Raw genomic sequence first — 23,562 nt, 5'->3', positions numbered from 1 at the left:
GGCCATGCGGCCTCTATGTATTAGTGCAGGTCAGAGGTTGATTCGCCGCAGTAGTTCTTCGTGCAGCACGCCGTTGCTGGCGAGGGCGCTGCCGTGCCACGGGCCGTCTTCGCCCGTGGCTGCGGTGAAGCGGCCGCCCGCCTCTTCGACGATGAGCAGCAGCGGCGCGATGTCGTAGGCCTTCACCCCGAACTCGCCGACGGCGTCGATCAGACCCTCGGCGAGCAGCGTGTACGACCACAGGTCGCCGTAGGCGCGGTCGCGCCACACGTCGTTCAGCAGGGCCAGCAGCTGGTCGAGGCGGCCTGCGTCGCGCCACTGGTGGATCGACTGAAAGCTGACGGATGCCTCGTCGAGGCTGCTCGTGGCGGAGACGTGCAGGCTCTCGGGCTGAGGGTCCTCGGGCGTGCGCTTCCACGCGCCCCCGCCCTTCGCCGCCCACCACCGCTGGCCGAGCGCCGGCATGCTGGCGACGCCCGCGACGACCTCGCCGTCGACCGCGAGCGCGACGAGCGTGCCCCACAGCGGCACCCCGCGCAGGTAGTTGGCGGTGCCGTCGATGGGGTCGATGATCCACTGCCGGTTCGAGTCGCCCTCGACCCCGTATTCCTCGCCGAAGATCGCATCGCCCGGCCGTTCGGCGGCGATCAGCTCGCGGATCGCGCGCTCGACGGCCTGGTCGGCGTCGGTCACGTGGGTGCGGTCGGCTTTGGTCGCGACGCGAAGGTCGTTCGCGCGGAAGCGGGCGGTCGAGATGGCGTCGGCTGCGTCGGCCAGACGGTGTGCGAAGTCGAGGTCGGCGGTCACCCTGCCAGGCTAGCGGGCCATCAACTCGGCCAGCGCGAGGGCGTCGAACGGCGCGCGACCATCCGCGTCGTTGTCGAAGTAGACGTAGGTGTCGCGTACTGTCTTGCGCTCGCCGCGGGTCGCGAGCTCGCGCACGACGGATGCCCAGTGCGCGAGCTGCTTCTGCGAGTAGCCGCCGTGGTAGAGCTCGTGCGGGCCGTGCAATCTGACGTAGACGAGGCCGGCCGTGGCATCCGTGGCTCTGTCCATGAAAAGCGTCGGCCATTCTCGCGCGCCGTCGGACGCGACCAAGGCGATCCGGTGCCTGTTCAGGATATGCGTGCAAGCCGGGTCGGCGAAGCTCTCATGCCGCGGCTCGAGCGCATGCCGCAGGCGGCGGCCGTCGTAGCTGCGGGGGAGTGCGGCGCAGAAGGCCTCGAGCTGCGCGGGGTCGAAGCGGCGACGCGTCGGGAATTGCCACAGGATCGGGCCCAGTCGGTCGCCGAGGCGGGTGACGCCGGAGGCGAAGAAGTTCTCGATTCCCGCAGTGAGCTTGTCGGGGCCCGCCATGTGGGTGATGTAGCGGCCGCCTTTGACCGCGAAGCGGAAGCCGGCCGGGGTCGCGTCGCGCCAGCGATCGTAGGACTCCGGGCGTTGCAGTGAGTAGAACGAGCCGTTGAGCTCGACCGAGTTCATCCGGGTGGCGAGGTGCTCGAGTTCGCGGCGCTGAACGAGGCCCTTTGGGTAGAAATCTCCGCGCCAGCTCGCGTAGCGCCAGCCGGATGTGCCGATGAACAGCCGGCCGCCCGTCCGGCCGTCGCGCAGGGTCGTCTCGATTTTGAGCGCCTCGCTCTCGTTTGCTAAGGTTGATCCTCGTGCGGTTCCCCGTTTCGGCGGTCTGCACAACGCACCTCTAGCTCAATCGGCAGAGCAACTGACTCTTAATCAGTGGGTTCAGGGTTCAAGTCCCTGGGGGTGCACAAATAAGGCCCGATCAGGCGGATTTTCCGCTGATCGGGCCTTCTTCGTTGTGGGGCTAGGTCTCCATTTGGTCTCCACTTTGACCCGAGACCTGGTCTCCACGCTCGCCGGCGGTCTGGAAGGCGGCCTCGAGCAGCGCGGTCGCATCGGGCCCTTCATTGAGGCGCTGGATGTAGTGCTTGAGGGCGACCGCCTCGGTGTTCCCGAGCTGCCGCGAGGCGGTCCTGGCGTCCGTCGCGTCGGCGAGGAGGGTGGCCACGGCCTTGCGGAACGCCTTGGGCACGGTGCCCTCGTGGGCGCTGCCCTCGAGGGCCTTGTGCCACCAGCGGCGGCGGAAGTTCGCGTCCTGGATCCAGCCGCCGCGGGTGTTGGGGAAGACCTTCTCGTTGTACGCCTCGACGCGGCGGCGAAGGAGGACCTCGACGGCGAAGGGCGGCAGGAGCAGGAGCCGCTCGCTGTTCTCGGTCTTCGGGTACTCCTGGCGGGCCTGCCCGTCCTTGATCAGGGTCGCCCGGATGGCGACGGTCGGCTGCGCCGCCTCGAGGTCGACGTCTGCCCATGTCAGGGCGAGCACCTCGTTCGTGCGCGCCCCGGTCGCGAACATGATCTTCCCGAAGTCTTCGAGGGGGGTGCCGCGCACGGCCCCACGCCCGTCCTTGGAGCGGTCGAAGGCGCGGAAGAGGGCGAGCATGGCGGCGACCGCGTCGGCGTCGGGGGCCTGCGGCCCGCGGCGGGCGCTGCGGGGCTTCTGTGGCATCGAGGCCACGTTGTCCATCGGGTTCGCCCTCATCGCGCCGTGGCGGACGGCGAGGCCGAAGGCGCCGCGCAGGATCGTCCTATGCGCCTTGCCCTGCCTGATGGTCTTGAGGAAGCGGTCGACGCGCGGCACGGTGCACTCCTTGAGTCGCACCCCGCCGAGGCCCGCGTCAATCTGGCGGCGGCGCGACTCGTATGTCTGCACCGTCTGCTCGGCGGGCTCGGTGGCCAGCCACTCAGGCCACCACCGCTCCAACAGATCTGAGACGGTCGACTCGGGGGAGAGGTCCGAGGCCGCCACCGCGAAGAGGTCTTTGAGCGCGTCCTTCAAGGCGCGCTCGGCCTGAGCGGGGGTGGGTCCCGTGCGGAGCATCCGCCGCCTGGCGCCTGCCGAGTCGCGGTACCACGCCTCGGCGGCGGGCTTGCCCTTCCAGGTCAGGCGGCGGATGTTCCCGTACTCCTCGGTCGGGATCGGCTCCCTAGCCACCAAGCACCTGCCTGACGACTGCCATGACCTGCCGCCTGCTCGGGGCCGCGAGGGCGAGGGTGCCCACGTAGGCGGCGACGTCGGCGGCTGTGGCCTCGCTGACGGGGTGCGCGGCGAACGGCCCCTGCTCCAGGTACCGTCGCGCGACGCGGGCGTAGACGGCCTTGGTCTTGTCGTTGTGCGGGAGGTCGGGCAGGGTCGCCTCGGCCCACCGCCGCGCCGTCTGGGCGACGGTCGGGGGCACGGGGGCGCCGAGGGCTGCGGTGGCCTTGACCTCGGCCTCCGCCGCGGTCGGCCCGTAGAAGGAACGGCGCTTGCGCGCCCCGTCGACGTCGAGGGTGACGTCTACCTGCCAGCGTCCGTCGCTCCTCTGGCGTGCCCTTACTGCCTGGCCTGCCGCATGATCTGCGAGATCCTCTGCTGGCTGAGGCCCGTTACCTTCGCGACGTCCTGCCAGTGCATCCCCGCCGCCATCGCCTCGCGGATTGCCTCGTCCCGCGCCTCGACGGCCTCCTGGGCGCGCAGGGCGGCCCGCCGCGCGGTCGCGGCCGACTTGGACAACTGGCGTGACGCCAGCACGAGCTGGGGGTCCATCGGTCTGGGCACGAGCGCTCCTCGTCTCGGTCATCTCTCATCCTCTCGGGTATTCGGCACTATGTGATCGGATACTAGCGCGCTAGTATGTGGGGTTGCCGTGGGGCCCGGCCCGCCTGGGCTCATGCCCCGTCAGGCGGGTAGTGCCAGTCGCCCTCACCATCCGCTTCGGCGTGCTCCGCGATGAGGTCGGCCGCGGCGTCGCCGTGGCCGAAGGCACGTAGCAGGGCCGCAAAGTCCTCGGCCTCCCCGCAGGTGAGGGCCCGCCAGGTCAGCGCGATCGGAGCGCCGATCATCTCACTCAGGGTCTGCGCCAGGTTGCGCGCCGCCGCGAGGCGGATGTCATCCATGGGGTCTCCGTTCGGGGTGGGAACCCGCCGCCCCCTCTCGGGTTGGGGAGGATCTGAGGAGGCGGCGGGCGTCTAGGGACGGCGCTCGATGAAGAAGACGCCCTCGATGAGGCAATCGGCCTTGCCGCGCAGGTACGCCGATCGGGCATTGAGATGGACGGACCACCCCCACGTGACCGCGGCGGCGGCATGTAGCAGGAGCCACCAGCTCCAGCCGCCGGCGGCACTGCCGATGATCGAGCTGAGGTAGCTGCTGACGAGGGCGGCGGGGAATGCCCAGGCCAGGAGGCGGCGCATCACGACCCGCCCAGGCGCTCGAGGGCGGCCTTGATCCGATCGCCAGTCTCGGCGGAGCCGAGGTCGACAATGTCGTCGGCTACCCGACGCAGATGGTCGGGGATTCGCGCACCTGGCGGGATGGTCAGGATGATCGGCTTGTCGAGCATGATCGACAAGCCCAGCTCGACGGCGAACTTCACGTCCGCAGGGCCGTGGGGCACGATGCTCACCGTGATCGCCGAGTCCTCGATCATCGGCAACAGCTCATCGAGGACGTGCTGCACCCACTGCTGGGCTTGCGGGTCATCCGCCCAGTCGCTCACGCTGCGCGCCAGACGCGGATCTCGAAGGCGAGGCCCGTTGCCGTGAGAAGCGCGCCGAGCTGCTCGACGCTGAGCCCAGACGGCAGCACCTCGACGTCGAGGGTCCACGAATCATGGGTGTCGATGAACTCACGGACCAATGGGCTCGCCGCCTCGGTGAGTACCGTCGTGGGGGCCGCAACATCAGGCTCGACCGTCACCGGACCCGACTCAGGCGCGGCGGCCACCACTTCGGCCAGCGTCTTTGGGTCAACGGCGGGCGTCAGAACCGAAAGGTCCCGCACTGCGCTGGCAATCGGCCTGAACTTGCCGCGCGCGACCCGGCGTAGAAGGCCGCGCTTAGCTAGTCGGTTCAGTGCCTTGGCCACCGTGTCCTGCTTGGTGCCTACGGGAAGCATTGCCAGGGCCGATTCCGTGGTGAGCACGGTCCTCGGGTGCGCGGCGATCTGCCGAAGGATGAACTCGTGCACGCCCTCACTCGTCCGGGGGTTGGCCTCGGGGGCAGGCGCCTGGTCCGACAGCCGGTAGAGGCCGACGCCGACCCGAATCACCGAACCCTCTTGGCGCATCGTCAGAAGCCGTCTGTCAACGCTGTTCGCCTGTGACGGTTCGAGGCCTTCCACCAGCTCAGCTCGCGTCCACGTCCGCTCTGGGTCCGTTCTCAATCGTTCGAGGACAGTGGTGCGGGTCGAGGTGTGGTGCTCACCGCCCTGAGGGGGCGCGGCCTCCGACACGGCTCCGACGGCGGTCATAACGGGTTCCTCCTGTTGCTTGGACTGGGGTGGGAAGAGGGAGACGAAGTCAGGGTCGCTCGGGTCGATGATCCACCGGGTGGCGAGCTTCTTATTGGGTCGGCGTTCGGGCCGATAGCCGAGGTGGTACAGGGCGGATCGGACGGGAACGTAGCCTTGCCCCGTCGCCAACTCGATCTCCGCAGGCGACGGCCGCCACGGCTCGCCGACCGTCCTCAGTGCCGCGAGCACCCGCTCCAGCGTTCCCTTCGACGGCTTGGTTTCGGTGATGTAGGGGGGGAGCCCGAGTGGGTGGCGATCGTCGGGGCACTCGATCCCAGCACGGTGCAGCCGCGTCCTCAGGTTGTCCTTCGCCCGAACATCGGAGGTGGTGAAGTGCACCATCGCCGTCTCATCGTTGGGCAGGCGTAGGAGGATGCCCTTCTTCGTGCGTAGCGTTCTCACCCCCTGCGGTTCGATGTACGCCACCAGCTCGCTGATCTCTTTCATGCTCATACCTGCCATTGAGGCCTCCTTCTTTGGGGCAGGGTGGTGGTGCGATGCACAAGAAAAGCCCCCGCGGGCAGGCGGGGGCCAGGGTGAAGCGTTTGAGGGCGGGCTACTCCGCTACGGCGGACTCGTCGCGGGGCACGCTCACGAGTGCGGTTGCGGCGTCGAACTTCATCGCCGCTTGTATGAACGGCACATCCGATCTGACGATCGAGACGATGCTGTGTGTCCCCACCGTGCGCACCTCGTAGACCGGGGCGAGCCGCTTCGGGAAGAAGGCTGCCAACGGATTCACGCAGCGCAGGAGGAACTCGATCGGCTCCCAGCCGAAGAACTCGGCGATCATTTCGACCTCTCCGAGGTCGAAGCTCATGGTGGGACGTTCCCCCAGATGGTGGACCATATAGTTCCGCGACCGCCCGAGGGCGGCGCGGAGCGCCTCGCGGGGGACTCCACGGCGCTCTAGCTCCTGCGTTGTGAAGTCGGCCACCTGACGTGCGAGGCCCGTCAGGGGCTCTTTGTGCGTGGTCGACTGCGGCGGCATGCATTCAGGGTACCCACCTGGCTTCAAAGGGATAGGTGTACTCAAAATGTGACAGTAGCACACAGAAAGATTGCACGTACCTCTTTGTGAGGACTAGTAATCAAAGCATGGCATCCGACGCACCACATTGGGTAGAAGTGGCCGCGAGGGTACGCGCTGAGATGGCGCGGGCCAACCTCAAAGTCACGGAGATGATGGGCGTGCTGCACCTGGCGCGCCCGACCGCATACCGCCTTTTCCACGGCCAAAGGCCATATGACCTGCAACAGCTCGACTTGCTCGCCGCCTGGCTCGGCGTAGACGTCGAGGTCCTCATCGGCACGCGGGAGACGGCACCATGATCGGCCCCGCCCTGCGCATGCGCGATGCCGCGCGGTACTGCGGCATCGCCTATAACACGCTGAAGTACCTGCGCTATCGCCGGCTCGGCCCGACCAGCTACCGGCACGGCGGCCTCGTCGTCTTCTACCAGGACGACCTCGACGCATGGATGCGCGGCCGGCTCGAGCGCGAGCCCGGCGTCGCGCAGCACTCGACTGGGACCGACGCCGCCTAGGCGCCGGTCCCCACAAGAGGGGACCTGCGAATATGTCGAAAGTTTCGGCCCGGGCGTGTCGTGGCCCCGAGGTGGCGCCGTGCGCACGGTGATCGGCATTGACCCGTCCCTGCGCGCCACGGGACTCGCCGCTATCCGCGGCACCAGCTTCGGGCTCGCAACCGTCAAGACCCGGCCCGTCCTCGGCGGACCCGCCGCGACCGCCGGCCGCGTGCACCTTGCCCTCGAGCGCATCCTCGCGCTGGTGCCCGAGGACACCGCGCTCGTCGTCATCGAGGGGCCGTCCTATGGCTCACAGCACGGCGCGCGCTTCGAGCGCGCCGGCCTCTACTGGATGCTCCTCGACCAGCTGCGCGGTCGCGGCCTCGAGGTCGTCATTGTCGCGCCGAGGACCCGGGCGAAGTACGCGACCGGTGACGGGAGCGCCGACAAGCGCACGGTACTGCGCACCATGCGGGAGCGCTTCCCCGTCCTCAACGTCCGCGACGACAACCAAGCCGACGCCCTCGCCCTCGCCTGCGCCGGATCCCGCTGGCTCGGCGCCGCCCGCGACGGGGGCCTCGATAGAGCCCAGACCGCCGCCTACCGCAATATCCACTGGCCCGAGGAGGCCGCATGACCATCGAGACCCAGGCGCCGCCTTCCCCGCTGCGCCGCCGCAACTTCGGCAAGAACCACGCCTACTACCTGCGCCGCGACGACGGCACTGAGGTGAAGCTCGACGGCGTCACCACCCTGCTCAGCAACGGCATCCCGAAGCCCGCACTCGTCAACTGGGCGGGCAACGTCACCGCCGAGTACGCCGTCGACAACTGGGAGGACCTCGCCCTGCTGGCCCCGTCCGCGCGACTCAAGGTGCTGAAGGGCGCCAAGGACGCCGACCGGGACGCCGCCGCCGGGCGCGGCACCGAGGTGCACGCCCTCGCGGAGAAGCTCATCGCCGGCGAGGAGGTGCCGGTGCCCGAGGAACTCGCAGGGCACGTCGAGTCCTGCGTGCGCTTCCTCGACACGGGAAAAATCCGCCCCATCCTCACCGAGACCAGCGTCTGGCACCGGCGCGCCCTATACGCGGGCACCCTCGACATGGTCTTCACCAGCGACCTGCTGCCAGGCCGCGTCATCCTCGGCGACTGGAAGACCAACCGCTCCGGCATCTACCCCGAGGTCGCCCTGCAGCTCGCCGCCTACGCGAACGCCGACTACTACGTCGGCCCGGACGGCGCAGACCACGAGATGGCAGGGCTCAAGATCACCGACCACTGGGCGATCTGGCTGCGCGCGGACGGCTTCAGCATCTACCCGATGGCGACGAGCCAGGAGGCGTACCGCACCTTCCAGTACGCCGCCACGGTCGCCCGCCGCACTGGCATCAAGACCCCGGACGGCCGGTACCCCCTCGACGCCTACAAGGGCGAGGAGTTCTTCTTCTCGGAGGCCGCCGCATGAGCGCTGAGCTGGCCGTCCTCGAGCCCCAGGGGGACCTCGAGCGCTGGGCCCGGGACTTCTCCCTCATCTACGGTGCCGCGCAGAAGCTCGTCACCACGAGCTTCGTGCCGCGCTCCTTTCAGGGGCGCTCCGACGAGGCAACCGCGGCGATCCTCACTGGCCAGGAGATTGGCCTCAAGCCCATGGCGGCGCTCCGTGCCATCGACATCATCAACGGCACCCCCGCCATCCGCGCCATCGCCCTGCGTGCCCTCGTGCAGGCCCGCGGGCACGAGATCTGGACCGAGGAGTCGACGGCGACCCGCGCGGTCGTCGCCGGCCGCCGCAAAGGCATCGACAAGGTCGAGCGCTCGACCTGGACCATGGACCGCGCCAGGCAGGCCGAGCTGATCGGCAAGGACAACTGGAAGAAGCAGCCCACCGCGATGCTCCTGGCCCGCGCCACCAGCGAGCTGGTCCGCCTCATCGCCTCCGATCTCGTCCTCGGCCTCGAGTACACCGCGGAGGAGCTGATGGATCTCGGGGCAGCTACCGCCGATGAGCCGAAGGCGGCACCCAAGCGCACGGCGCGCCGGGCAGCGCTGCCCGCCCGCGTTGCCGCCGACGAGCCCGAGCTGCCCCCGGAGGAGGAGCCAGCGCCCGTTGCTGCCCCGCAGCCCGAGGCACCCGAGCTGGAGTGGGTGGAGACCGGCGATGCGGACTGACGAAAGGACCGGCGAAGTCCTTGATGATCTCGGCGGGCCGGATCTGGTTGACCCCGAGCGGGTCACGGCCTGGTGCGAGTACGTCGCACGGCGGGTGGCTCCCGATGAGCCGCCCGCCCCGGGGCTGATCAAGACCCCCGACTCGATCATCTACGACCTCGAGATGCTCGGGCATCTGGCCGCCCAGAACGTGCGCATCGTCCGTGAGGCCGACCGCACTCGCCGCACCGCCAAGAGGACGCTCGCCCGCGCCCGCGCCCTCGCGCTGCGCGAGGCCAAGGGGCGCGACGTAGAAAGCCGCAAGGCCGAGACCGAGCTGGCGACCCTCAACGCCACCGAGACGGTCGACAACGCCGAGGTCGCCTACCAATACGCCCGGGACCTCGCCGCGCTCGTCCGCGACCGCACCTCGGCAGTGCAGACGCAGTCGAAGCAGGTCGAGCTGACCTACCAGCTATCCGGGGCGGCACGCGCATGAGCCAGCGACTCCACGGCATCGCCGAGACCGTCCAGTACCTGCGACGAGGCCGCGCGCTTCTCGCCGCGCGACCTGAGCGCCGGTACGGCGCCGCCGATCTCGTGGCCGCAGTCGACAAGGCCATGACCGGTCTCGAGCGGCCCGACTGGTCCGACATCAACATCTCCGAGCTACTTGACGACCTCGAGCGGGCACGCGGCATCGCCGTCCAACTCGAACAGCAACTCGCCCGCTCCCAAGCAGGCGAGCCCATCTAACGGAAGGAGCACCATGCCCCATCACGACGCGAAGTCCGAGGCCGCCAGGCCCGGCAGCTTCGCCGCCTTCCTCGCCTCCACCCGCCCCGGCACCGACCGGGAGCTACACGAGGAACTCACCAAGCTCGTCGCCGCCGTCGAGGACACCGGCAAGGCCGGAACCCTGACCCTCACCGTCGTCCTCAAGCCCCTCGACGGCGCAGGCACCGCGCTCATGGTCAACGACGAGATCAAGGCCAAGCGGCCCACCCGGACCCGCGACGCGTCCATCGCCTACGTCGACACCGACCACACCCTCTCCCGCCGCGACCCGTCCGCCATGCCGCTCTTCGAGGACGAGGACATCCGCGACCTGCCCCCCGCCAACCCCATCACCGGCGAGATCAAGGAGATCGACAAGTGATCAAGAGCATCGAGAACGCCGGCACGTCCGAGGCCGGCGTCGGGGCGGCACTCGCCCTCGAAGGCGCCGCGCCGATAGAGGTCGCCGCCGGGGCGATCTATGCCGTCGCCGGCACGGACGGCACCGAGATCATCGACACCGACGCCTACGCCGAGCATCCGCGCTGGGGGCAGTACAGCCGCACCGTCCGCGACGCCCGCTCGTTCGTCGCGTACATGGCAAAGCACGCCAATCAGGCGAGCGAGATCTGGGTCGACAGCGAATCGGCCGAGGTCGTCGGCATCGTGGACGCCCCCGCCGGGAACCGCAAGGACGAGGGCTGGGAACGGCATGTCATCCGCCTCAAGCTGCGCACGACCAAGGCCTGGGATGCCTGGGCCGCCTTCGACCGGCAGCTCCAGATGCAGGTCGCCTTCGCGGACTTCATCGAGGAGCACGCCGCCGACGTCGAGGAGCCGCCCAGCGCCCGCCTCCTCGAAATCGCCCAGACGTTCCAGGCCAAGACCAACGTCGACTTCGAGTCCGGCACCCGCCTCGACTCCGGGCAGACCCGGCTCGAGTACAAGGAGACGGTCACCGCGAAGGCAGGCCAGAGGGGCAACCTCGACATCCCGAGCGAGATCACACTCGTTCTACGCCCCTACGTCGACGGACCCGCCTACCGCGTCCCCGCGCGCCTGCGTTACCGGCTCCGCGGAAGCGCCCTCTCGCTCGGCATCGTGATCGACCGCCCTCAGGAGATCCTCGACGGCGCCTTCGAGGACGTAGTCACCGCCATCCGCGAAGGCCGCCACGACGTGCCCGGCATGCCGGACTACGAGGGCCTCACCCAGAACATCTACCGCGGGCGCCCGTAGCCATGGCCGACGAGCAGCTCAGCGCCCCGTTCATCTACTTCGGCGGGAAAAGGCGCGCAGCCGAGGCGGTCTGGCGCGCGCTCGGCGACGTCGGCGGCTACGTGGAGCCGTTCGCCGGCTCCGCCGCCGTCCTCCTCGCCAGGCCCGCGGTGAGCGGGCGCCGCGTCGAGACCCTGAATGATCTCGACGGCTGGCTCGTCAACTTCTGGCGCGCGGTGAAGTACGACCCCGAGGACGTACTGCGTTGGACGCTCGCCCCCGTGATGGAGGCCGAATACCACGCCCGCCTCGCTTGGCTGCAGGAGCGCCGCCAGCAGGACCTCGTCTCCTGGCTCGAGGGCGCCCCCGACCACTTCGACGCCAAGGCCGCCGGCTTCTGGGTCTACGCCATCAACTGCGGCATCGGCGACCCGTTCGGCCCGGGGCCCTGGTACGTGAGGGAAGGGCGCCTGGTCGACTCGCGCCTCGAAGCCGAGCGGGTCGACGGGGCCGTCCGGCAGATGCCGCATCTTTCCAGCGCAGGGCAGGGCCTCAACTCCGGTGCGGTCCGTCAGCTGCCCTCCATCGGACAGGCCGGCCGCGGGATCTTCTCCGAGCGCGGCGCCGACATCGACGGTCGCCGCCGGTGGCTCCTCGCCCTCTCCGAGCGGCTGAGCGACACCCGCATCACCTGCGGCTCCTGGGACCGCATCATGACCCCGGCGGCCCTCCGCGCGACCGCCGGGCCCGGCTCCATCGGGATCTTCTTCGACCCGCCCTACGCCACCAGCGGCGACGTCTACGCGGTGACGAACCGCGATGACGACGCCAACTCGATCTCCGCCCAGGTACGGGCCTGGTGCATCGAGAACGCCCACGGTTACCGCGTCGTCCTCTGCGGCTTCGGTGACGAGCACGACGAGCTACTCGAGCACGGCTGGCGCGTAGAGGCCGGCAAGTCGGGCTCCGGCGCCGGGTACAACAACGACCCACGAGCCGGGAAGCGCGAGCGGCTCTGGCTCTCACCGGCGTGCCTCGACCCGTCCAACGCCCTCTTCGATTTCGACAGCGTCCAGGAGCGGGCATGAGCGACGACGAGTGGGTTGTGGTCCTCGCCGACTGGCGGCGCCGCCACACCTGGGGCGGCTTCCTCTGGCCCGACTCGGAACCGCGGGAGCAGGGCCCGCTGCGGGGCCGCGAGATGCTGGACGAGATCGAGTTCCTGCTCAGCCAAGGCGTGCACATCCTGCTCGCCTGCCAGGAGCTTCGCGTCCGCCGGGGGACCGTCAAGCACGCTGCCCGCCGCCACGGGCGCACTGGCATCCTCGACGCCTTCCAGGCCGCCGTCGACGCCGAGGCGATCCTCTTCGGGAGGGTCGCATGAGGCTTCGCTCGATCTGCTCTGACTATGGGGGCTGGGTGACCGACCCGGCGATCTGGCAGGACTGGTCCCAGGCCGCAGCCCGCAAGGCGCAGCTCATGCTCCTCGGCAACGGCGTCGTCCCGCAGCAGGCCGCCCGTGCCCTCGAGCTTCTGCTCGTCACGAGCCGGGAGGCGGCATGACCGCCCCCAACGACAACGTCCGCAAGCTCGTCTACCAGCGCGATGGCGAGCGGTGCATCGCCTGCGGCCGGCAGGACCTGCTCGAGTTCCAACACCGGCAGGCAGTCGGCATGGGCGGCAGCGACCATCGCGTCAACGTCTGGGAGGGCCTCACCGCCTGCCGCTACTGCAACGCCGCCTTCGAAGCGCACCTGCAAGCCACCGCCCTCCTGCGCGGCTGGAAGGTCCGCCGCTGGGTGCCCTTCGAGCAGCTCCTCGAGGTCCCCGTCTACTACCCCCTCGCCCGCGCCTGGTACCTGCTCGACCGGATCGGCGGACGCACCCCCATCGACTCGGGCCGCGCAATGCAGCTCATGGTCGACCTCTACGGGGCGCTCCTCTACCAGCAGCTCGGAATGGCGGCAGCCCATGGCTAGGGACTACGCCGCCGTCGACCGCACCCTCTGGGGCGACAGCGACTTCCGCACGCTCACCGCGGGGGCCCAGGCCCTCTACTTCAAGATCGCCACCGCGCCCAACCTCTCGTGGTGCGGCGTGGTCGACTTCCGCCCGGCGCGGCTCGCCGCCCTCACCGCCGAGCAGACCACCCTCGACCTGCTCGTCGCCGCCCAGGAGCTGGCCGACCGGTGGTGGCTCGTCATCGACCAGCAGACCGAGGAGGCGCTCGTCCGGGGCTTCCTCCGACACGACCGGGTCATGTGGCAGGCCCACCTCGCCGTGTCCGTCGCCAAGAGCTACGCCACCGTCGTCTCGGCGAAGATCCGCGCCGTGATCGTCGCCGAGCTGCGCCGCCTCAAGAAGGAGCACCCCGAACTCAGCGCGTGGGAGAAGGCCCAGGTGCAGGGCGTCCTACGCCAACCGGCGGTCGACGCCCGGGACCTGGAGACGGACCTCGACTGGCGCCTGTACGGCATCGCGCAGGCCGGCGGTCAGCCCCCAGCTCAGGCCCCCTCTCAGGCCTGGCATGAGGCCCTCGACGGGCTGACCTCAGATCCCGGCTCAGGCCCCGGCTCAGCCCCCCTCTCCACCAGCACCTTCACCAAGCACCCTTCACCAGCACCGTTCTCTATCGAGAACCCGGGCAAATCGCCGCCGAGTTATCCACACCCCGAGGCGCCCGATGACGGATAACCCCTTCCCGCTACCCGACGAGCCCCTCCTGCCCAGCGACTACGCCTTCACGAACTTCATCGCCACAGTCACCGCCAAAGACCTGAGCCCCTACGAGTGGGCGCTCTACCAGTACTTCAGGCTCCACGCATAACCGGAGGCACGTAATGGCCATCACCAGAATCCACGAGGACACCCTCGCCGACGCCTGGGCCAACGACGACGGGCAAGTCGTCATCGAAGTCGACGGGCACAGCATCCCGCTCGAGCCGAACGAGGCCCGTGAGCTGGTCGAGCTGATCATGACCGCCGCGAACGACGCGGACCTCGTCGCCATGCAGCTCGAGAACCCGGCATAACCGCCGATCCCGCCCCCCGTCGCCCCATCGAAAGGCCACACCCATGAGAAGCCGCAAGATCACTGCCAGCATCCTCGCTGCGGGCGCCCTCGCGTTGACCGGATGCACACAGGCGCACAACGTCAGCACGAACCTTTCCCGCCAGGCCGACAACTTCGACGTGCACCGCACCGTGGTCGTCCACGACGACATCACCAATACGAACATCGTGGAGATCCAAGGGCTCTGCTCGCTCGACCCCGACGACAGCGACAAGGGCAACGAGCACTCCGTGGTCTGCAAGATCGGGAAGCGCAGCCAGGACTACGTCAAGGAGATCTTCGAGAGCGGCGATAACACCACGCTCACCGTCATCCAGACCGAGGCGCAGAAGTCCGACCCGTTCGCGTACGACATCCAGTTCGCGGCGACCGTCCCCCACTTCGAGATCCAGCACGCGGGAGGTGACCAGTGAGGGACCCGGTCGACGTCGATGCGATCCAGACCGAGGAACAGGCCTCCGAGGAGCGGCTGTGGTGGATCACCCGGTCGGCGCTGCACCAGGCGCCCGAGCTGATCCTGCACGTCCGCTCGCTCGCCATCTCTGGCAGGACCGAGCGCGGCGAGGTGCTCCCGGCCTGGTCGGCGCCGATGAAGCTTCAGGCGATGCAGGACGCGGACGAAATGTTCGGAGCCGTGCACACCTGGGCCGTCTACTACGCAGACCTCTGGGGAGAGGCCCCGCCGCTGGAGAGGTGGCGCCCGTACCGGCGCGAGGGCGACCAGGTGGTCCTCGGCTTCGGCGCCGGGGTCACCGCGGAGCGGGCCCGCACCCTCCTGTCCGACTACTCAATCTGGCTCGGAGTGCGCCTCGATCGGATCCGCCGGGACGAGCAGTTCGGGCACACGTTCGCCGCTGACGCGACAACGCTCTTCGATGGCCTGAACGCCCGCTACCCGCGGGCTCCGCGGCCAGAGCGGCAACAGCGGCCTCGGCCCTGCCCAGTGTGCGGCGAGGTCGAGGTCACCGCGGTCTGGCGGGGCGCCGACCAGCTCCTCGTCCGCTGCGGGCTCTGCGGCTGGCAACCCGACCCGAAGCCGCTCGCGAGGCTCATGCAGTGGGTGCTCGCATGAGCACCAGTCGGTTCGTGTACGAGGTGCAGTGTTACATCGCCAGCGCGGCCGGTGAGGTCTCGGGGATGCGTCGCCGGTTCCTCACCAGCACGGGTGCGCACCACTGGGCCCGCGGCGCCCTCGAGCGCGGGTACGCCAACCCCGTCACCGTGTCCCGCTCGGCGCCCATCGGGCCTGGCCCCATCCTCTACGAGCTGACCGCGGACGAGCCATGACGGGCACCCTGCTCAGCGTCGGCGACGCCGCCCGCCGCGTCCGCAAGGACCGGCGCACCATCGACCGCTGGATCGCGAACGGCGAGCTGCCGACGATCCGCATCTGCGACAACACGGGCCGCACGGTCATCCGGCTCGTGCAGGAGGAGCACCTGCTCGCCGTCTGGCGCCGCCGGCTCCTCAAGGCCAAGGGACAGGAAGACGCTCATGCGTGACTACATCATCGACCCGCTCGACCCGGAGACCGCGATCCACACGCCCACGGCGAGCATCGCCACGGCGGTCTACGTCATACCCGCAGGCAAAGACCGCGACGACCGCAGCAACTGGGTCCACGTCGGCTTCGCGGACCCAAACCCCCAGAACGGCCCGAGGGGACGCCACCGTGCTTAGTGCGGAGACCATCGCGCATCTGATCGAGCTGCCTGGGGTGTACGACGGCTGGTCGGTCGCGGTCCTCAAGGACGGCACCTACGTCAACCGGTGGGCTTACGAGGACGACCCGGCCCGCCCGCTCGAGGGCTACGAGCGCCGCTACCGCGCCACCCAGGAATGCATCGAGAACTGGGGCCAGGAATGAGCGACGAGATCGGGCCGCTCATCAGCCGCGCCCGCGAGCTGGTCGACAGCGCCACCCCAGGGCCCTGGCTGGTCGATACCGAGGACGCCCGGCACGAGACGAGCGTGTACACGATGGACCCGCGCCTCGCCGGGGGCACCGTCCACGTCACCGACGACGACTACCCCCGCAGCGGCTACGAGCCTCAGCGCGACGCCGCCTTCATCGCCTGGGCTCGTGCCGGCGTCCCGCAACTCCTCGACGCCATCGCAGAGCTGACCAGCGAGATCGAGGAGTACAGGCAGCTCTGCGAGAAGCTCACCGAGATCCTCGAACGCACCGCGGACGCGCTCAAGGGCGAGCCGCCGCCCCGCATGATGCACTCCTGGCACGACCTTCCGCAGGTCGCGCGCCGCCTCAACGAGCAGCGCCGAGCCGGGCTCTAGAACCCCCCGGGCGGCAGCTCGGCCTGCAGCCGCCCAAGGGTCCCAGATGAAAGCAGGCCATCCCCGAGAAAAAAAGGAGGACCTCGTGTCCACTACTACCACCACGGCGACCCTGGCAGACCAGATCGCCATCGAGTCGATCGACGCCATCACCCTCCGCGTGCCGATCGTCGGCAACAGCCCGCTCATCGTCCACAACTTCAGCGAGAAGTCGAAGCGGCAGATGCTTGAGGCGCAGCAGGGCAAGAAGAAGATCAAGGAGATCCGCGACCCCGAGGCCGAGTATCAGGCCTCCTTCTACCGTATCAACGACCCGATCACCGGCGAGACCGGCTACGGCTTCCCCGTCACCGCGTTCAAGGCCGCGACCATCGGCGCCGCCCGCTTCTACGGCAAGAGCCTGACGATGACGAGCCTGCGCCAGTTCCTCTTCATGCGCGGCATCCTCACCGACGCCGACCCGCAGCAGCTCGTCAAGATCGAAGGCACCCCGCGGCAGCGTGAGGACGTCGTCCGGCTCGGCGGCCCGAGCCGCTCCGCGGACCTCAGGTACCGCGCCGAGTTCCCCACCTGGTCCGCGACGCTCGAGGTCATGTTCATCAAGTCCTCGATCTCGCAGGGCTCCGTCCTCTCGCTCATCGACGCGGGCGGCATGGGCATTGGAGTGGGGGAGTGGCGCCCCGAGAAGCGCGGCGAGTTCGGTACCTACGGCATCGACAAGACCCGCCAGGTCGAAGTCATCGACTGATGGCTGACCTCCGGCAGCTCCTCACCGATGCCCGCGCCAGCATGGGCCGCCTCACCCCGGCGGGTCTGGTCGAGTACGCCCGCCCCGACGCGTCGCCCCTGCACGACCGCTTCGAGTGGGACGACGCCGTCGCGAGCGAGCGGTACCGGCAGATCCAGGCCGGCGACCTCATCCGCCGGGTGAGCGTCGTCTACACCAGCGACGAGCACGGGCCCCGCACCGTGCGCGCCTTCATGCCGGTCAGGCAGGCCGGTTCCGACGATCCCCACCGGGAATACATCCCGACCGAGGACGCACTGCGTGACCCATTCCTCGCCGAGATGCTCCTGCGCGAGGCAGAACGCGAGATCGCCAGCTTCCGTCAGAAGTACGGTCACCTGCGTGAGTACCGCGACCTGCTGCGCGGGGCGATCGAGGCCGCCTGAGCAGGCGCGACTCGGCTAGTCAGGGCTGGGCATGGTTCGGCGCGGCTGGCTGGGCATGGCACCGCAGTGCTGGGCCCGGCATGGCTCCGCTGGGTGCGGCATGGTGTGGCAAGGCCGGGCTACGCACGGCAGGCGGGGACCGGCTCGGGATGGCGGCGCTGGGTGTGGCACGGCCTGTTAAGGCAAGCCAGGCGCGGCGTGGCTGCGCCCGGCGGGGCCAGTCATGGCAGGGCAAGGCCGTCTAGGCTCGGCTCGGTTGTCCGGGCACGGCCCGGCTTGGCAAGGCGGGGCAGGCGTGGGTTGGCTTGGCTCGTCCGGGCATGGTGCGGCAGGCAGGTCGCGGCTCGGCTAGGTTCGGCTCGGCGCGGGCGGTCCAGGCTCGGCTCGGCAGGCTTGGCTCGGCGGCGCAAGGCAAGTCGCGGCTCGGCAGGCGAGGCGAGTCGTTCAGGTCATGGCCAGGCCCGGCTTGGCACGGTGAGGCCGTCGGGGATGGGTGTGGCTGGGCATCGTTCGGCATGGCTCGGCCGGCTAGGTTCCGCATGGCGGTGCTCGGCCCCCCAGGCATGGCCAGGCCACGCAGGGCAGGCTCGGCTCGGCCAGTCTTGGGGCGGCGCGGCAAGGCTTGGCTCGGCTCGGCGGGGGCAGCAGGCAGCGCGTGGCGACGCCCGACGCGGCTTGGCGAGGCTTCACCACCGGGACACGATGTCCCCCTACCATCTCAACGACCTAAGGAGGCCGCCATGTTCCACTACTACGACCGAAGCGGCGCCCCCATCACCCTCGAGCGGTGGGCACAGCACCACCACGACATCGACTACAAGCGCGTCGCCGCCACCGACCTCGTCACCTCCGACAACCACGTCGTCTGGGTCTCCACCGTCTGGGTCGGCTTCGACCTCGCCCCCTGGATCGACACGAAGCGGCCCTACATCTTCGAGACCGCCGTCTTCGAGCACGGCATGGCCGACACCTACATGGAACGCCACGCCACCGAGACCGACGCACTCGACGCGCACGACCGCATCGTCCGCACCCTCACCGCGCAAGGTCTCGACGCCCTGACCGACGAGCCCGTAGCCGACCGCGCCGAAGAGTAGGGACACCCGTTGATCGATGTCGCAGGGTCTGCTTAGGATCCCTGCAAGGCAGGGTCGTTCCCGAACGGGACGGCCCTCACTTCGCTAAGGAGGTGCCCCGTGGCCCTCACCGCGAAGCAGCGCAACGCCCTCCCGAACTCCGCCTTCGCGTACCCCGACAAGCGGCTCTACCCGATCCCCACGAAGCACCAGGCCCAGCAAGCCGGTATTAGCGAGCAGCAGCGCCTCGGCCTGCACCGCAACGCCATGGCCCGCGTAGCCCAACGCCACACCCGCGGCGCCGTCCGCACCGTCGCGAAGGTCGTCGCCCGACGCTCCGGCATCGGCCAGTCAAAGGAGAAGGCCGGCAAGACCCGGCGGGGCCGCAGATAACCCCAGGGGGCACATCGATCCCCCGGGCCCCAGCCCTCAGCCAACCCCTCCCGGCCAGCTACCCCTGAGGGGAGGCCCCCGGATGACGAGCCCCGGCTACAACGACCGGACCTACAAGCGACGCGTCGCAGCCCTCCGCAGACGCCACGACCCCTGCTGGCTCTGCGGCGGGGCCATCGACTACTCACTGCCGTACGCCGACCCAGGCGCCTTCACGGCAGACCACGTGCACCCTCGAGCGCTCGGCGGCAAACTCCTCGGCGAGCTTCGAGCAGCCCACCGCAGCTGCAACTCGAGGCGCGGCGCCCGACCGGTCGTAAGCGGCAACGTGCCGACGACTCGCGACTGGACTTCGAGTGTCGCGGGCCGGCCTGCCGCGGACGCGCCTATAGACGAGCCCCGGGGCGTCGGCGGCTCCCCGGGGGCCGGCCGGGGGGGACCCCCGGCCCCCGGGCGGCGCGCCCCCCGGCGGCTTAGGCACTTCCGCGCGTGGCATCCCGGGATATCCCGCCCGACCCGAACTGGTGAGCTTCGATGGCGACCGACTTCCCCCACGGGACCGCGGCAGGCTACCGGCGGCATCGCAGGGCCAGGGAAACCCCCTGCGCCGAGTGCAAGCGAGCATGGTCGGCCTACGTGCACGGCAAGAAGGCGCAGCGAGCCAAAGACGATGCAGTGCCGCGCCTCCGCGCCGTCCCGCAGCCCGAGCCGGTGAGCTACGACGCGCTCGAGGACGCCCAGGCGAATCTCGCGATCATCCGGCACGCCATGCGGGAGGCGGCGCCCAGCTCGCTTGCGGCCCTCTCCAAGCGCCGGGATGAGCTGATCGACCGGATCCGCGACCTGACGAAGGGTGGCGAGATCAGCCTTGCCGACCAGCTCGCCGCCTTCCGCGCTGCTCGGCGTTCAGGAGCCTAGGTTCCTCACGATGCCGCCGGCCTTCGACGCCGGCCTGTCGGAGGCCCGCCTTGACGATCTGCTCGGGGTGTCGTTCGCTGCCGGCCTGGTCTTCGACCCGTGGCAGGAGTTGGGCGCCGAGGGGATGACCCGGACGCGTTCAGATGGCAAGTGGTCGGCGTTCGAGGTCGGCTTGCAGGCGAATCGGCAGAACGGCAAGGGTGCGCTGCTCGAGGGTCGGCAGCTCGCGGGCCTGTTCGTCTGGAACGAGAGCCTGCAGGTCCACACCGCTCACGAGTTCAAGACCGCGCAGGAGCACTTCCTGCGGTTGCGGCACCTCATTGAGGACACGCCGACGCTGGACCGGTTGGTAGCGCGGGTGCGTACGGCGTCCGGTGAGGAGGCCATCGAGACGAAGTCGGGGTGCCGACTCAGGTTCATGGCCCGCTCGACGGGCTCTGGTCGAGGGCTCGCCGGCGACGTCGTGTACCTGGATGAGGCGTACCGGCTGCGGCAGGCGATGATGGCTGCCCTGCTGCCGACGATGGCGGCGAAGTCGCTGGACGGGAATCCGCAGCTCTTCTACACCTCGAGTGCGGGGATGCTCGACTCGGATGTGCAGGAGGCGCTGCGGGCGCGCGGCATCGTCGGCGATGAGCGGCTGATGTACGCCGAGTGGTCGGTGCCTGATGATGCGGACCCGGATGACCCGGAGAACTGGCGGCGGGCGAACCCCGCATTTGGGATCCGGATCTCGGAGGAGTTCATCGCGTCCATGCGGGCGGCGATGGGCGATGAGGAGTTCAAGCGGGAGCATCTCGGGATCTGGGCGAAGGTCGGCGGAGAGCAGACCATCCCGCCCGCGGCCTGGGACGCGGGCTTCGCCGATGACCTTGGCGGGGTGCCCGTCGCGCGGCTGGCCCTCGCTGTTGACGTGCCGCCTGCCCGGGACTCGGCGGTTATCGGCCTGGCGGCGCGCCTTGAGGACGGGCGCACGATGGTCGAGGTAGCGGCTCAGGAGCCCGGGATCGGTTGGGTGCCTGATCGGCTGGCGGCGATTCGCCGGGCGATGCATCCCGTCGCAGTGGTGGTCGATGCCGCCGGTGCCGCCGGGACGATCATGCCGGAGTTGCGGCAGCGGCACGTCCGCACCATGCAGATCGGCTACCGCGACCTGGGGGTGGCCTGCGGGCGCTTCTACGACATGGTGCTCGCGGGTCGGCTCGCCCACTCCGGGCAGGCGCCGCTCGATGAGGCGGTCGCCGTCGCCACGCGGACACCGATAGGTGACTCTCTGTGGAAGTGGAACAGGAAGACCAAGGCGGGCAACATCTCGCCGCTCGTCGCGGTCACGCTCGCGCTGCACGGCCTCGAGGCCAAGGCCCACACCGGTGACCAGCTGCGCTCGAAGGTGGTGGTGCTCTCGTGACCGATCAGGCCGTGGCGCTGGTCGACTGGGGGGTGAGCCGCCTCCTGCCAATGCTTGAGGACGACGGCGAGGTATTCACCGCGCTACTCGAGAAGTGGGTCGGGAAGCTGCGCCGCAACCAGACCCGGTCGATGTACTACGACCTGAAGCAGCCGCTCAAGGACCTCGGCATCGCCGTTCCGCCTCAGCTGCGCAGCCTAGACATCGTCATGGGCTGGCCGGCCAAGGGCGTGAATGCGCTGGCTCGCCGGTGCATCTTCGACGGCTTCACGCTTCCAGGATCCCCAAGCGACCCGTTTGGGCTCGATCAGGTCTGGGACGACAACCGCATGGACCTCGAGGTGTCCCAGGGCATCACGTCGGCGCTGATCCACGGGGTCGCGTTCATCGTGACCGGTCAGGGCCGCCGGGACGAACGCGAGCCGGAGATCGTCCAGAACATCTACTCAGCCCACTGGGCTACTGGCATCTGGGACAAGCGCCTGCGGGAATTCAGCGCCGCGCTCGTCGTGCCGCATGTTGACGACGTCGGGCTGCCGGACGAGTTCATCATCTACCTGCCCGATCGGGTCTACGACATCACCCGGCCCGCGCCTGGCCGCTTCGAGGTCTACTGGCAGCCGAACCCGCTTGGTGCGGTGCCGGTTCGCCCGCTCGTGTACCAGCCCGAGCTGGAGCGTCCCCTCGGCCACTCCCGCATCAGCCGGGCTGCGATGAGCTTGACGGACCAGGCGGCGCGGGTGCTTCTGCGCGCCGAGGTGTCGGCGGAGTTCTTCTCAGCCCCGCAGCGGTACCTGCTCGGCGCCGACGAGGCCGCGTTCGAGGACGCGAAGGGCGTCCGCAAATCGGCCTGGCAGGCGGTCACGGGCCGCTGGCTGGCGATCGGGCGGGACGAGGACGGCGAGCTGCCGCAAGTCGGCCAGTTCCCGCAGCAGACCATGGACCCGCACCTGCGGCACCTCACGGGCCTCTCCGAGATGTTCGCCGCGGAGATGAACCTGCCGGTCGGCTCCCTCGGCGTTGTGCAGGACAACCCAGCGTCCGCCGAGGCGATTTACGCCGCCAAGGAGGAGCTGGTCATCGAGGCCCAGGGCGCCAACCGCGCCTTCGGCACCGGCCTGGTCGATGCGGCCCTGGACGCGGTGATGCTCCGCGACGGGCTCAGTGAGCCAACCGCCGAGATGCGGCAGCTGCGGGCGAAGTTCCGCAACCCGGCGACCCCGTCGATCGCCTCAGCGACCGATGCCGTCATCAAGCAGATCGGCGCGATGCCATGGTTCGCCGACTCGGATGTCGCGCTTGAGCAGATGGGCTACGACGAGACCACGGTCGAGCGCCTTCGCGCCGACCGGCGGCGTGCGCAGGCTGGCCAGGTCTTCGCGACCATCGGGCAGGAGGCCGCGCGGGCGACCACGATCCCGGCGGTCGCGCAGGCGGCGGGGCTGCGGGTACCCGAATGACGACCGCGGTACAGGCGCGCGACCTGCGGCGGGCGATCGACATCCTTTCTCGCGCGGCCATGCGCCGCACCTACCAGGTGGTGCAGAGCGTTGCCGTGCCTGGCGACATGGCGGCGACCCGCGTCAACCTCAACGTGGCTCTGCAGCCCGCGCTCCAGCCTGTGATCGATGCCTCGGTGATGGCGACGGCGAACTGGTACGAGGACACCACTGCGCTCGGCTGGGCTGCGATCGATACGCCAGAGGCCGACGACGGGGCCCTTCATCGAGCTATCGGCTGGGCCACCAATCCGCCGGGGATTGTTCCATCCCTTGAGGAGCAGAACGACTGGTGGTTCCGCAAGCTCGCGGGGAGTTCCCAGCGTGCCGTCGCGAACGCCTCCCGGCGCACGATCGCCCGCAATGTCGACCGCGACTACCACCAGCGCAGGGTGTCGATCGGATACGCCCGCATGCCCTTCGGCGGCGCGTGCGCCTTCTGCGTGATGCTCGCCTCCCGCGGCGCTGTGTACCACTCGGCCCGCACCGCCGGCGGCGCTACTCGCAATCGCCCAGCTGAGCAGTTCCACGACCACTGCCGATGTTCGATCGTGCCCGTCAAGCGCGGCGAAGAGTTGCCATTCGACGTCGACTACTACGCCCGGCTCTATCAGGAGTCGGCCGGCGGGAGCACCCGCGAGGTGCTCGCCCGCATGCGTGCCGATCACGGCCTGCGCTGAACCCCTTACGCCCACGCGGGGCGGTCAAT

41 protein-coding genes and 1 tRNA gene are annotated in these 23,562 nt (G+C 69.5%); 32 read left to right on the top strand and 10 right to left on the bottom strand.

Going from position 1 to position 23,562, the window contains the following annotated elements:
• Nucleotides 1–30 precede the first annotated feature (30 nt).
• Entirely contained in the window at nucleotides 31–807 is a 777-nt protein-coding gene (locus D7I44_RS01910; protein WP_120787945.1) for an inositol monophosphatase family protein, read from the bottom strand.
• A gap of 9 nt (nucleotides 808–816) precedes the next feature.
• Nucleotides 817–1,482: a DUF72 domain-containing protein gene (locus D7I44_RS01905; protein ID WP_245979897.1), complete on the bottom strand. Its 666-nt coding sequence runs from the start codon at nucleotides 1,480–1,482 to the stop codon at nucleotides 817–819.
• A 211-nt stretch (nucleotides 1,483–1,693) separates the two neighbouring features.
• On the opposite strand from D7I44_RS01905, the gene D7I44_RS01900 reads away from it, so the two are divergent.
• Nucleotides 1,694–1,766: transfer RNA gene (locus D7I44_RS01900), tRNA-Lys, on the top strand.
• Nucleotides 1,767–1,822: 56 nt separating this feature from the next.
• Here D7I44_RS01900 and D7I44_RS01895 read toward each other — a convergent pair.
• The 8 genes from D7I44_RS01895 to D7I44_RS18000 form a co-directional block, all read right to left on the bottom strand.
• The gene (locus D7I44_RS01895) at nucleotides 1,823–3,010 is read right to left on the bottom strand and encodes a site-specific integrase (protein ID WP_120787944.1); all 1,188 of its coding nucleotides are present in this window, start codon (nucleotides 3,008–3,010) and stop codon (nucleotides 1,823–1,825) included.
• Entirely contained in the window at nucleotides 3,003–3,254 is a 252-nt protein-coding gene (locus D7I44_RS01890; protein WP_120787943.1) for a hypothetical protein, read from the bottom strand. Before D7I44_RS01890 ends, D7I44_RS01895 begins: the two co-directional genes overlap by 8 nt.
• A gap of 137 nt (nucleotides 3,255–3,391) precedes the next feature.
• Nucleotides 3,392–3,616, bottom strand: coding sequence for a hypothetical protein (locus D7I44_RS01885; RefSeq protein ID WP_162940005.1), 225 nt, complete (start codon nucleotides 3,614–3,616; stop codon nucleotides 3,392–3,394).
• Nucleotides 3,617–3,726: 110 nt separating this feature from the next.
• Entirely contained in the window at nucleotides 3,727–3,954 is a 228-nt protein-coding gene (locus tag D7I44_RS01880; protein WP_120787941.1) for a hypothetical protein, read from the bottom strand.
• A 72-nt stretch (nucleotides 3,955–4,026) separates the two neighbouring features.
• Nucleotides 4,027–4,251 carry a hypothetical protein gene (locus D7I44_RS01875; RefSeq protein WP_120787940.1) on the bottom strand — a complete coding sequence of 75 codons (225 nt, stop codon included), beginning with the start codon at nucleotides 4,249–4,251 and terminating at the stop codon, nucleotides 4,027–4,029.
• Entirely contained in the window at nucleotides 4,251–4,556 is a 306-nt protein-coding gene (locus D7I44_RS01870; protein ID WP_120787939.1) for a hypothetical protein, read from the bottom strand. The genes D7I44_RS01875 and D7I44_RS01870 overlap by 1 nt, the downstream gene beginning before the upstream one ends.
• Nucleotides 4,553–5,812: a hypothetical protein gene (locus tag D7I44_RS01865; RefSeq protein ID WP_162940004.1), complete on the bottom strand. Its 1,260-nt coding sequence runs from the start codon at nucleotides 5,810–5,812 to the stop codon at nucleotides 4,553–4,555. The genes D7I44_RS01870 and D7I44_RS01865 overlap by 4 nt, the downstream gene beginning before the upstream one ends.
• Before the next feature lie 94 nt (nucleotides 5,813–5,906).
• Nucleotides 5,907–6,170 carry a hypothetical protein gene (locus D7I44_RS18000; RefSeq protein ID WP_162940003.1) on the bottom strand — a complete coding sequence of 88 codons (264 nt, stop codon included), beginning with the start codon at nucleotides 6,168–6,170 and terminating at the stop codon, nucleotides 5,907–5,909.
• 278 nt (nucleotides 6,171–6,448) lie between these two features.
• Here D7I44_RS18000 and D7I44_RS01855 point away from each other — a divergent pair, with 278 nt between their 5' ends.
• From D7I44_RS01855 to D7I44_RS01720, 31 genes are all read left to right on the top strand, one after another.
• Nucleotides 6,449–6,682, top strand: a complete 234-nt coding sequence (locus D7I44_RS01855; RefSeq protein WP_120787936.1) for a helix-turn-helix domain-containing protein — start codon at nucleotides 6,449–6,451, stop codon at nucleotides 6,680–6,682.
• Nucleotides 6,679–6,897, top strand: a complete 219-nt coding sequence (locus D7I44_RS17995) for a helix-turn-helix domain-containing protein (protein ID WP_162940002.1) — start codon at nucleotides 6,679–6,681, stop codon at nucleotides 6,895–6,897. The genes D7I44_RS01855 and D7I44_RS17995 overlap by 4 nt, the downstream gene beginning before the upstream one ends.
• Before the next feature lie 79 nt (nucleotides 6,898–6,976).
• Nucleotides 6,977–7,516, top strand: a complete 540-nt coding sequence (locus D7I44_RS01850; RefSeq protein ID WP_162940001.1) for a crossover junction endodeoxyribonuclease RuvC — start codon at nucleotides 6,977–6,979, stop codon at nucleotides 7,514–7,516.
• Nucleotides 7,513–8,343 (top strand): hypothetical protein, encoded by an 831-nt coding sequence (locus D7I44_RS01845; protein ID WP_120787934.1) that lies wholly within the window; start codon nucleotides 7,513–7,515, stop codon nucleotides 8,341–8,343. Before D7I44_RS01850 ends, D7I44_RS01845 begins: the two co-directional genes overlap by 4 nt.
• Nucleotides 8,340–9,047, top strand: a complete 708-nt coding sequence (locus D7I44_RS01840) for a hypothetical protein (RefSeq protein WP_120787933.1) — start codon at nucleotides 8,340–8,342, stop codon at nucleotides 9,045–9,047. The genes D7I44_RS01845 and D7I44_RS01840 overlap by 4 nt, the downstream gene beginning before the upstream one ends.
• Nucleotides 9,037–9,525, top strand: a complete 489-nt coding sequence (locus D7I44_RS01835; protein ID WP_120787932.1) for a hypothetical protein — start codon at nucleotides 9,037–9,039, stop codon at nucleotides 9,523–9,525. Before D7I44_RS01840 ends, D7I44_RS01835 begins: the two co-directional genes overlap by 11 nt.
• Nucleotides 9,522–9,782, top strand: a complete 261-nt coding sequence (locus tag D7I44_RS01830) for a hypothetical protein (protein WP_120787931.1) — start codon at nucleotides 9,522–9,524, stop codon at nucleotides 9,780–9,782. The genes D7I44_RS01835 and D7I44_RS01830 overlap by 4 nt, the downstream gene beginning before the upstream one ends.
• A 13-nt stretch (nucleotides 9,783–9,795) precedes the next feature.
• Nucleotides 9,796–10,185 (top strand): hypothetical protein, encoded by a 390-nt coding sequence (locus D7I44_RS01825; RefSeq protein ID WP_120787930.1) that lies wholly within the window; start codon nucleotides 9,796–9,798, stop codon nucleotides 10,183–10,185.
• Nucleotides 10,182–11,042 (top strand): YfdQ family protein, encoded by an 861-nt coding sequence (locus D7I44_RS01820; protein ID WP_120787929.1) that lies wholly within the window; start codon nucleotides 10,182–10,184, stop codon nucleotides 11,040–11,042. Before D7I44_RS01825 ends, D7I44_RS01820 begins: the two co-directional genes overlap by 4 nt.
• 2 nt (nucleotides 11,043–11,044) lie before the next feature.
• Nucleotides 11,045–12,109, top strand: a complete 1,065-nt coding sequence (locus D7I44_RS01815) for a DNA adenine methylase (RefSeq protein WP_120787928.1) — start codon at nucleotides 11,045–11,047, stop codon at nucleotides 12,107–12,109.
• Nucleotides 12,106–12,405, top strand: coding sequence for a hypothetical protein (locus D7I44_RS01810; protein ID WP_120787927.1), 300 nt, complete (start codon nucleotides 12,106–12,108; stop codon nucleotides 12,403–12,405). The genes D7I44_RS01815 and D7I44_RS01810 overlap by 4 nt, the downstream gene beginning before the upstream one ends.
• Nucleotides 12,402–12,584, top strand: a complete 183-nt coding sequence (locus tag D7I44_RS17990; RefSeq protein WP_162939965.1) for a hypothetical protein — start codon at nucleotides 12,402–12,404, stop codon at nucleotides 12,582–12,584. Before D7I44_RS01810 ends, D7I44_RS17990 begins: the two co-directional genes overlap by 4 nt.
• Entirely contained in the window at nucleotides 12,581–13,000 is a 420-nt protein-coding gene (locus tag D7I44_RS01805; RefSeq protein WP_120787926.1) for an HNH endonuclease, read from the top strand. The genes D7I44_RS17990 and D7I44_RS01805 overlap by 4 nt, the downstream gene beginning before the upstream one ends.
• On the top strand, nucleotides 12,993–13,715 hold the full coding sequence (locus tag D7I44_RS01800) for a hypothetical protein (protein ID WP_120787925.1): 723 nt from the start codon (nucleotides 12,993–12,995) through the stop codon (nucleotides 13,713–13,715). The genes D7I44_RS01805 and D7I44_RS01800 overlap by 8 nt, the downstream gene beginning before the upstream one ends.
• Nucleotides 13,705–13,848 (top strand): hypothetical protein, encoded by a 144-nt coding sequence (locus D7I44_RS17985; RefSeq protein WP_162940000.1) that lies wholly within the window; start codon nucleotides 13,705–13,707, stop codon nucleotides 13,846–13,848. Before D7I44_RS01800 ends, D7I44_RS17985 begins: the two co-directional genes overlap by 11 nt.
• A gap of 13 nt (nucleotides 13,849–13,861) precedes the next feature.
• Nucleotides 13,862–14,053: a hypothetical protein gene (locus D7I44_RS01795; RefSeq protein WP_120787924.1), complete on the top strand. Its 192-nt coding sequence runs from the start codon at nucleotides 13,862–13,864 to the stop codon at nucleotides 14,051–14,053.
• Between the two features lie 43 nt (nucleotides 14,054–14,096).
• Complete coding sequence (locus D7I44_RS01790; protein ID WP_120787923.1) at nucleotides 14,097–14,507, top strand: beta-sandwich lipoprotein; 411 nt, start codon at nucleotides 14,097–14,099, stop codon at nucleotides 14,505–14,507.
• Nucleotides 14,504–15,166: a hypothetical protein gene (locus D7I44_RS01785; RefSeq protein ID WP_120787922.1), complete on the top strand. Its 663-nt coding sequence runs from the start codon at nucleotides 14,504–14,506 to the stop codon at nucleotides 15,164–15,166. The genes D7I44_RS01790 and D7I44_RS01785 overlap by 4 nt, the downstream gene beginning before the upstream one ends.
• Complete coding sequence (locus D7I44_RS01780; RefSeq protein WP_120787921.1) at nucleotides 15,163–15,381, top strand: hypothetical protein; 219 nt, start codon at nucleotides 15,163–15,165, stop codon at nucleotides 15,379–15,381. The genes D7I44_RS01785 and D7I44_RS01780 overlap by 4 nt, the downstream gene beginning before the upstream one ends.
• Complete coding sequence (locus tag D7I44_RS01775) at nucleotides 15,378–15,596, top strand: helix-turn-helix domain-containing protein (RefSeq protein WP_120787920.1); 219 nt, start codon at nucleotides 15,378–15,380, stop codon at nucleotides 15,594–15,596. The genes D7I44_RS01780 and D7I44_RS01775 overlap by 4 nt, the downstream gene beginning before the upstream one ends.
• Entirely contained in the window at nucleotides 15,589–15,774 is a 186-nt protein-coding gene (locus D7I44_RS01770; protein ID WP_120787919.1) for a hypothetical protein, read from the top strand. Before D7I44_RS01775 ends, D7I44_RS01770 begins: the two co-directional genes overlap by 8 nt.
• On the top strand, nucleotides 15,767–15,961 hold the full coding sequence (locus D7I44_RS01765) for a hypothetical protein (protein ID WP_120787918.1): 195 nt from the start codon (nucleotides 15,767–15,769) through the stop codon (nucleotides 15,959–15,961). The genes D7I44_RS01770 and D7I44_RS01765 overlap by 8 nt, the downstream gene beginning before the upstream one ends.
• A complete protein-coding gene (locus D7I44_RS01760; RefSeq protein ID WP_120787917.1) occupies nucleotides 15,958–16,386 on the top strand; it encodes a hypothetical protein in 429 nt (142 codons plus the stop codon). Before D7I44_RS01765 ends, D7I44_RS01760 begins: the two co-directional genes overlap by 4 nt.
• Nucleotides 16,387–16,471: 85 nt before the next feature.
• Nucleotides 16,472–17,134: a hypothetical protein gene (locus D7I44_RS01755; RefSeq protein WP_120787916.1), complete on the top strand. Its 663-nt coding sequence runs from the start codon at nucleotides 16,472–16,474 to the stop codon at nucleotides 17,132–17,134.
• Nucleotides 17,134–17,559, top strand: a complete 426-nt coding sequence (locus D7I44_RS01750; RefSeq protein ID WP_120787915.1) for a hypothetical protein — start codon at nucleotides 17,134–17,136, stop codon at nucleotides 17,557–17,559. The genes D7I44_RS01755 and D7I44_RS01750 overlap by 1 nt, the downstream gene beginning before the upstream one ends.
• A 740-nt stretch (nucleotides 17,560–18,299) precedes the next feature.
• Nucleotides 18,300–18,656, top strand: coding sequence for a hypothetical protein (locus D7I44_RS01745; protein WP_120787914.1), 357 nt, complete (start codon nucleotides 18,300–18,302; stop codon nucleotides 18,654–18,656).
• A 99-nt stretch (nucleotides 18,657–18,755) separates the two neighbouring features.
• Complete coding sequence (locus D7I44_RS01740) at nucleotides 18,756–19,028, top strand: hypothetical protein (protein WP_120787913.1); 273 nt, start codon at nucleotides 18,756–18,758, stop codon at nucleotides 19,026–19,028.
• Between the two features lie 636 nt (nucleotides 19,029–19,664).
• Nucleotides 19,665–19,946 (top strand): hypothetical protein, encoded by a 282-nt coding sequence (locus D7I44_RS01735; RefSeq protein ID WP_120787912.1) that lies wholly within the window; start codon nucleotides 19,665–19,667, stop codon nucleotides 19,944–19,946.
• Nucleotides 19,947–19,956: 10 nt separating this feature from the next.
• Nucleotides 19,957–21,354, top strand: coding sequence for a terminase (locus D7I44_RS01730; RefSeq protein WP_120787911.1), 1,398 nt, complete (start codon nucleotides 19,957–19,959; stop codon nucleotides 21,352–21,354).
• Nucleotides 21,351–22,814 (top strand): phage portal protein, encoded by a 1,464-nt coding sequence (locus D7I44_RS01725; RefSeq protein WP_120787910.1) that lies wholly within the window; start codon nucleotides 21,351–21,353, stop codon nucleotides 22,812–22,814. Before D7I44_RS01730 ends, D7I44_RS01725 begins: the two co-directional genes overlap by 4 nt.
• Complete coding sequence (locus tag D7I44_RS01720) at nucleotides 22,811–23,533, top strand: VG15 protein (RefSeq protein WP_120787909.1); 723 nt, start codon at nucleotides 22,811–22,813, stop codon at nucleotides 23,531–23,533. Before D7I44_RS01725 ends, D7I44_RS01720 begins: the two co-directional genes overlap by 4 nt.
• Nucleotides 23,534–23,562: the final 29 nt, after the last annotated feature.

Source organism: Gryllotalpicola protaetiae (assembly GCF_003627055.1).
GTDB classification, from domain to species: domain Bacteria; phylum Actinomycetota; class Actinomycetes; order Actinomycetales; family Microbacteriaceae; genus Gryllotalpicola; species Gryllotalpicola protaetiae.
The sequence above is the reverse complement of the archived record's forward strand: the minus strand, read 5'-3'. Positions and strand labels throughout refer to the sequence as shown.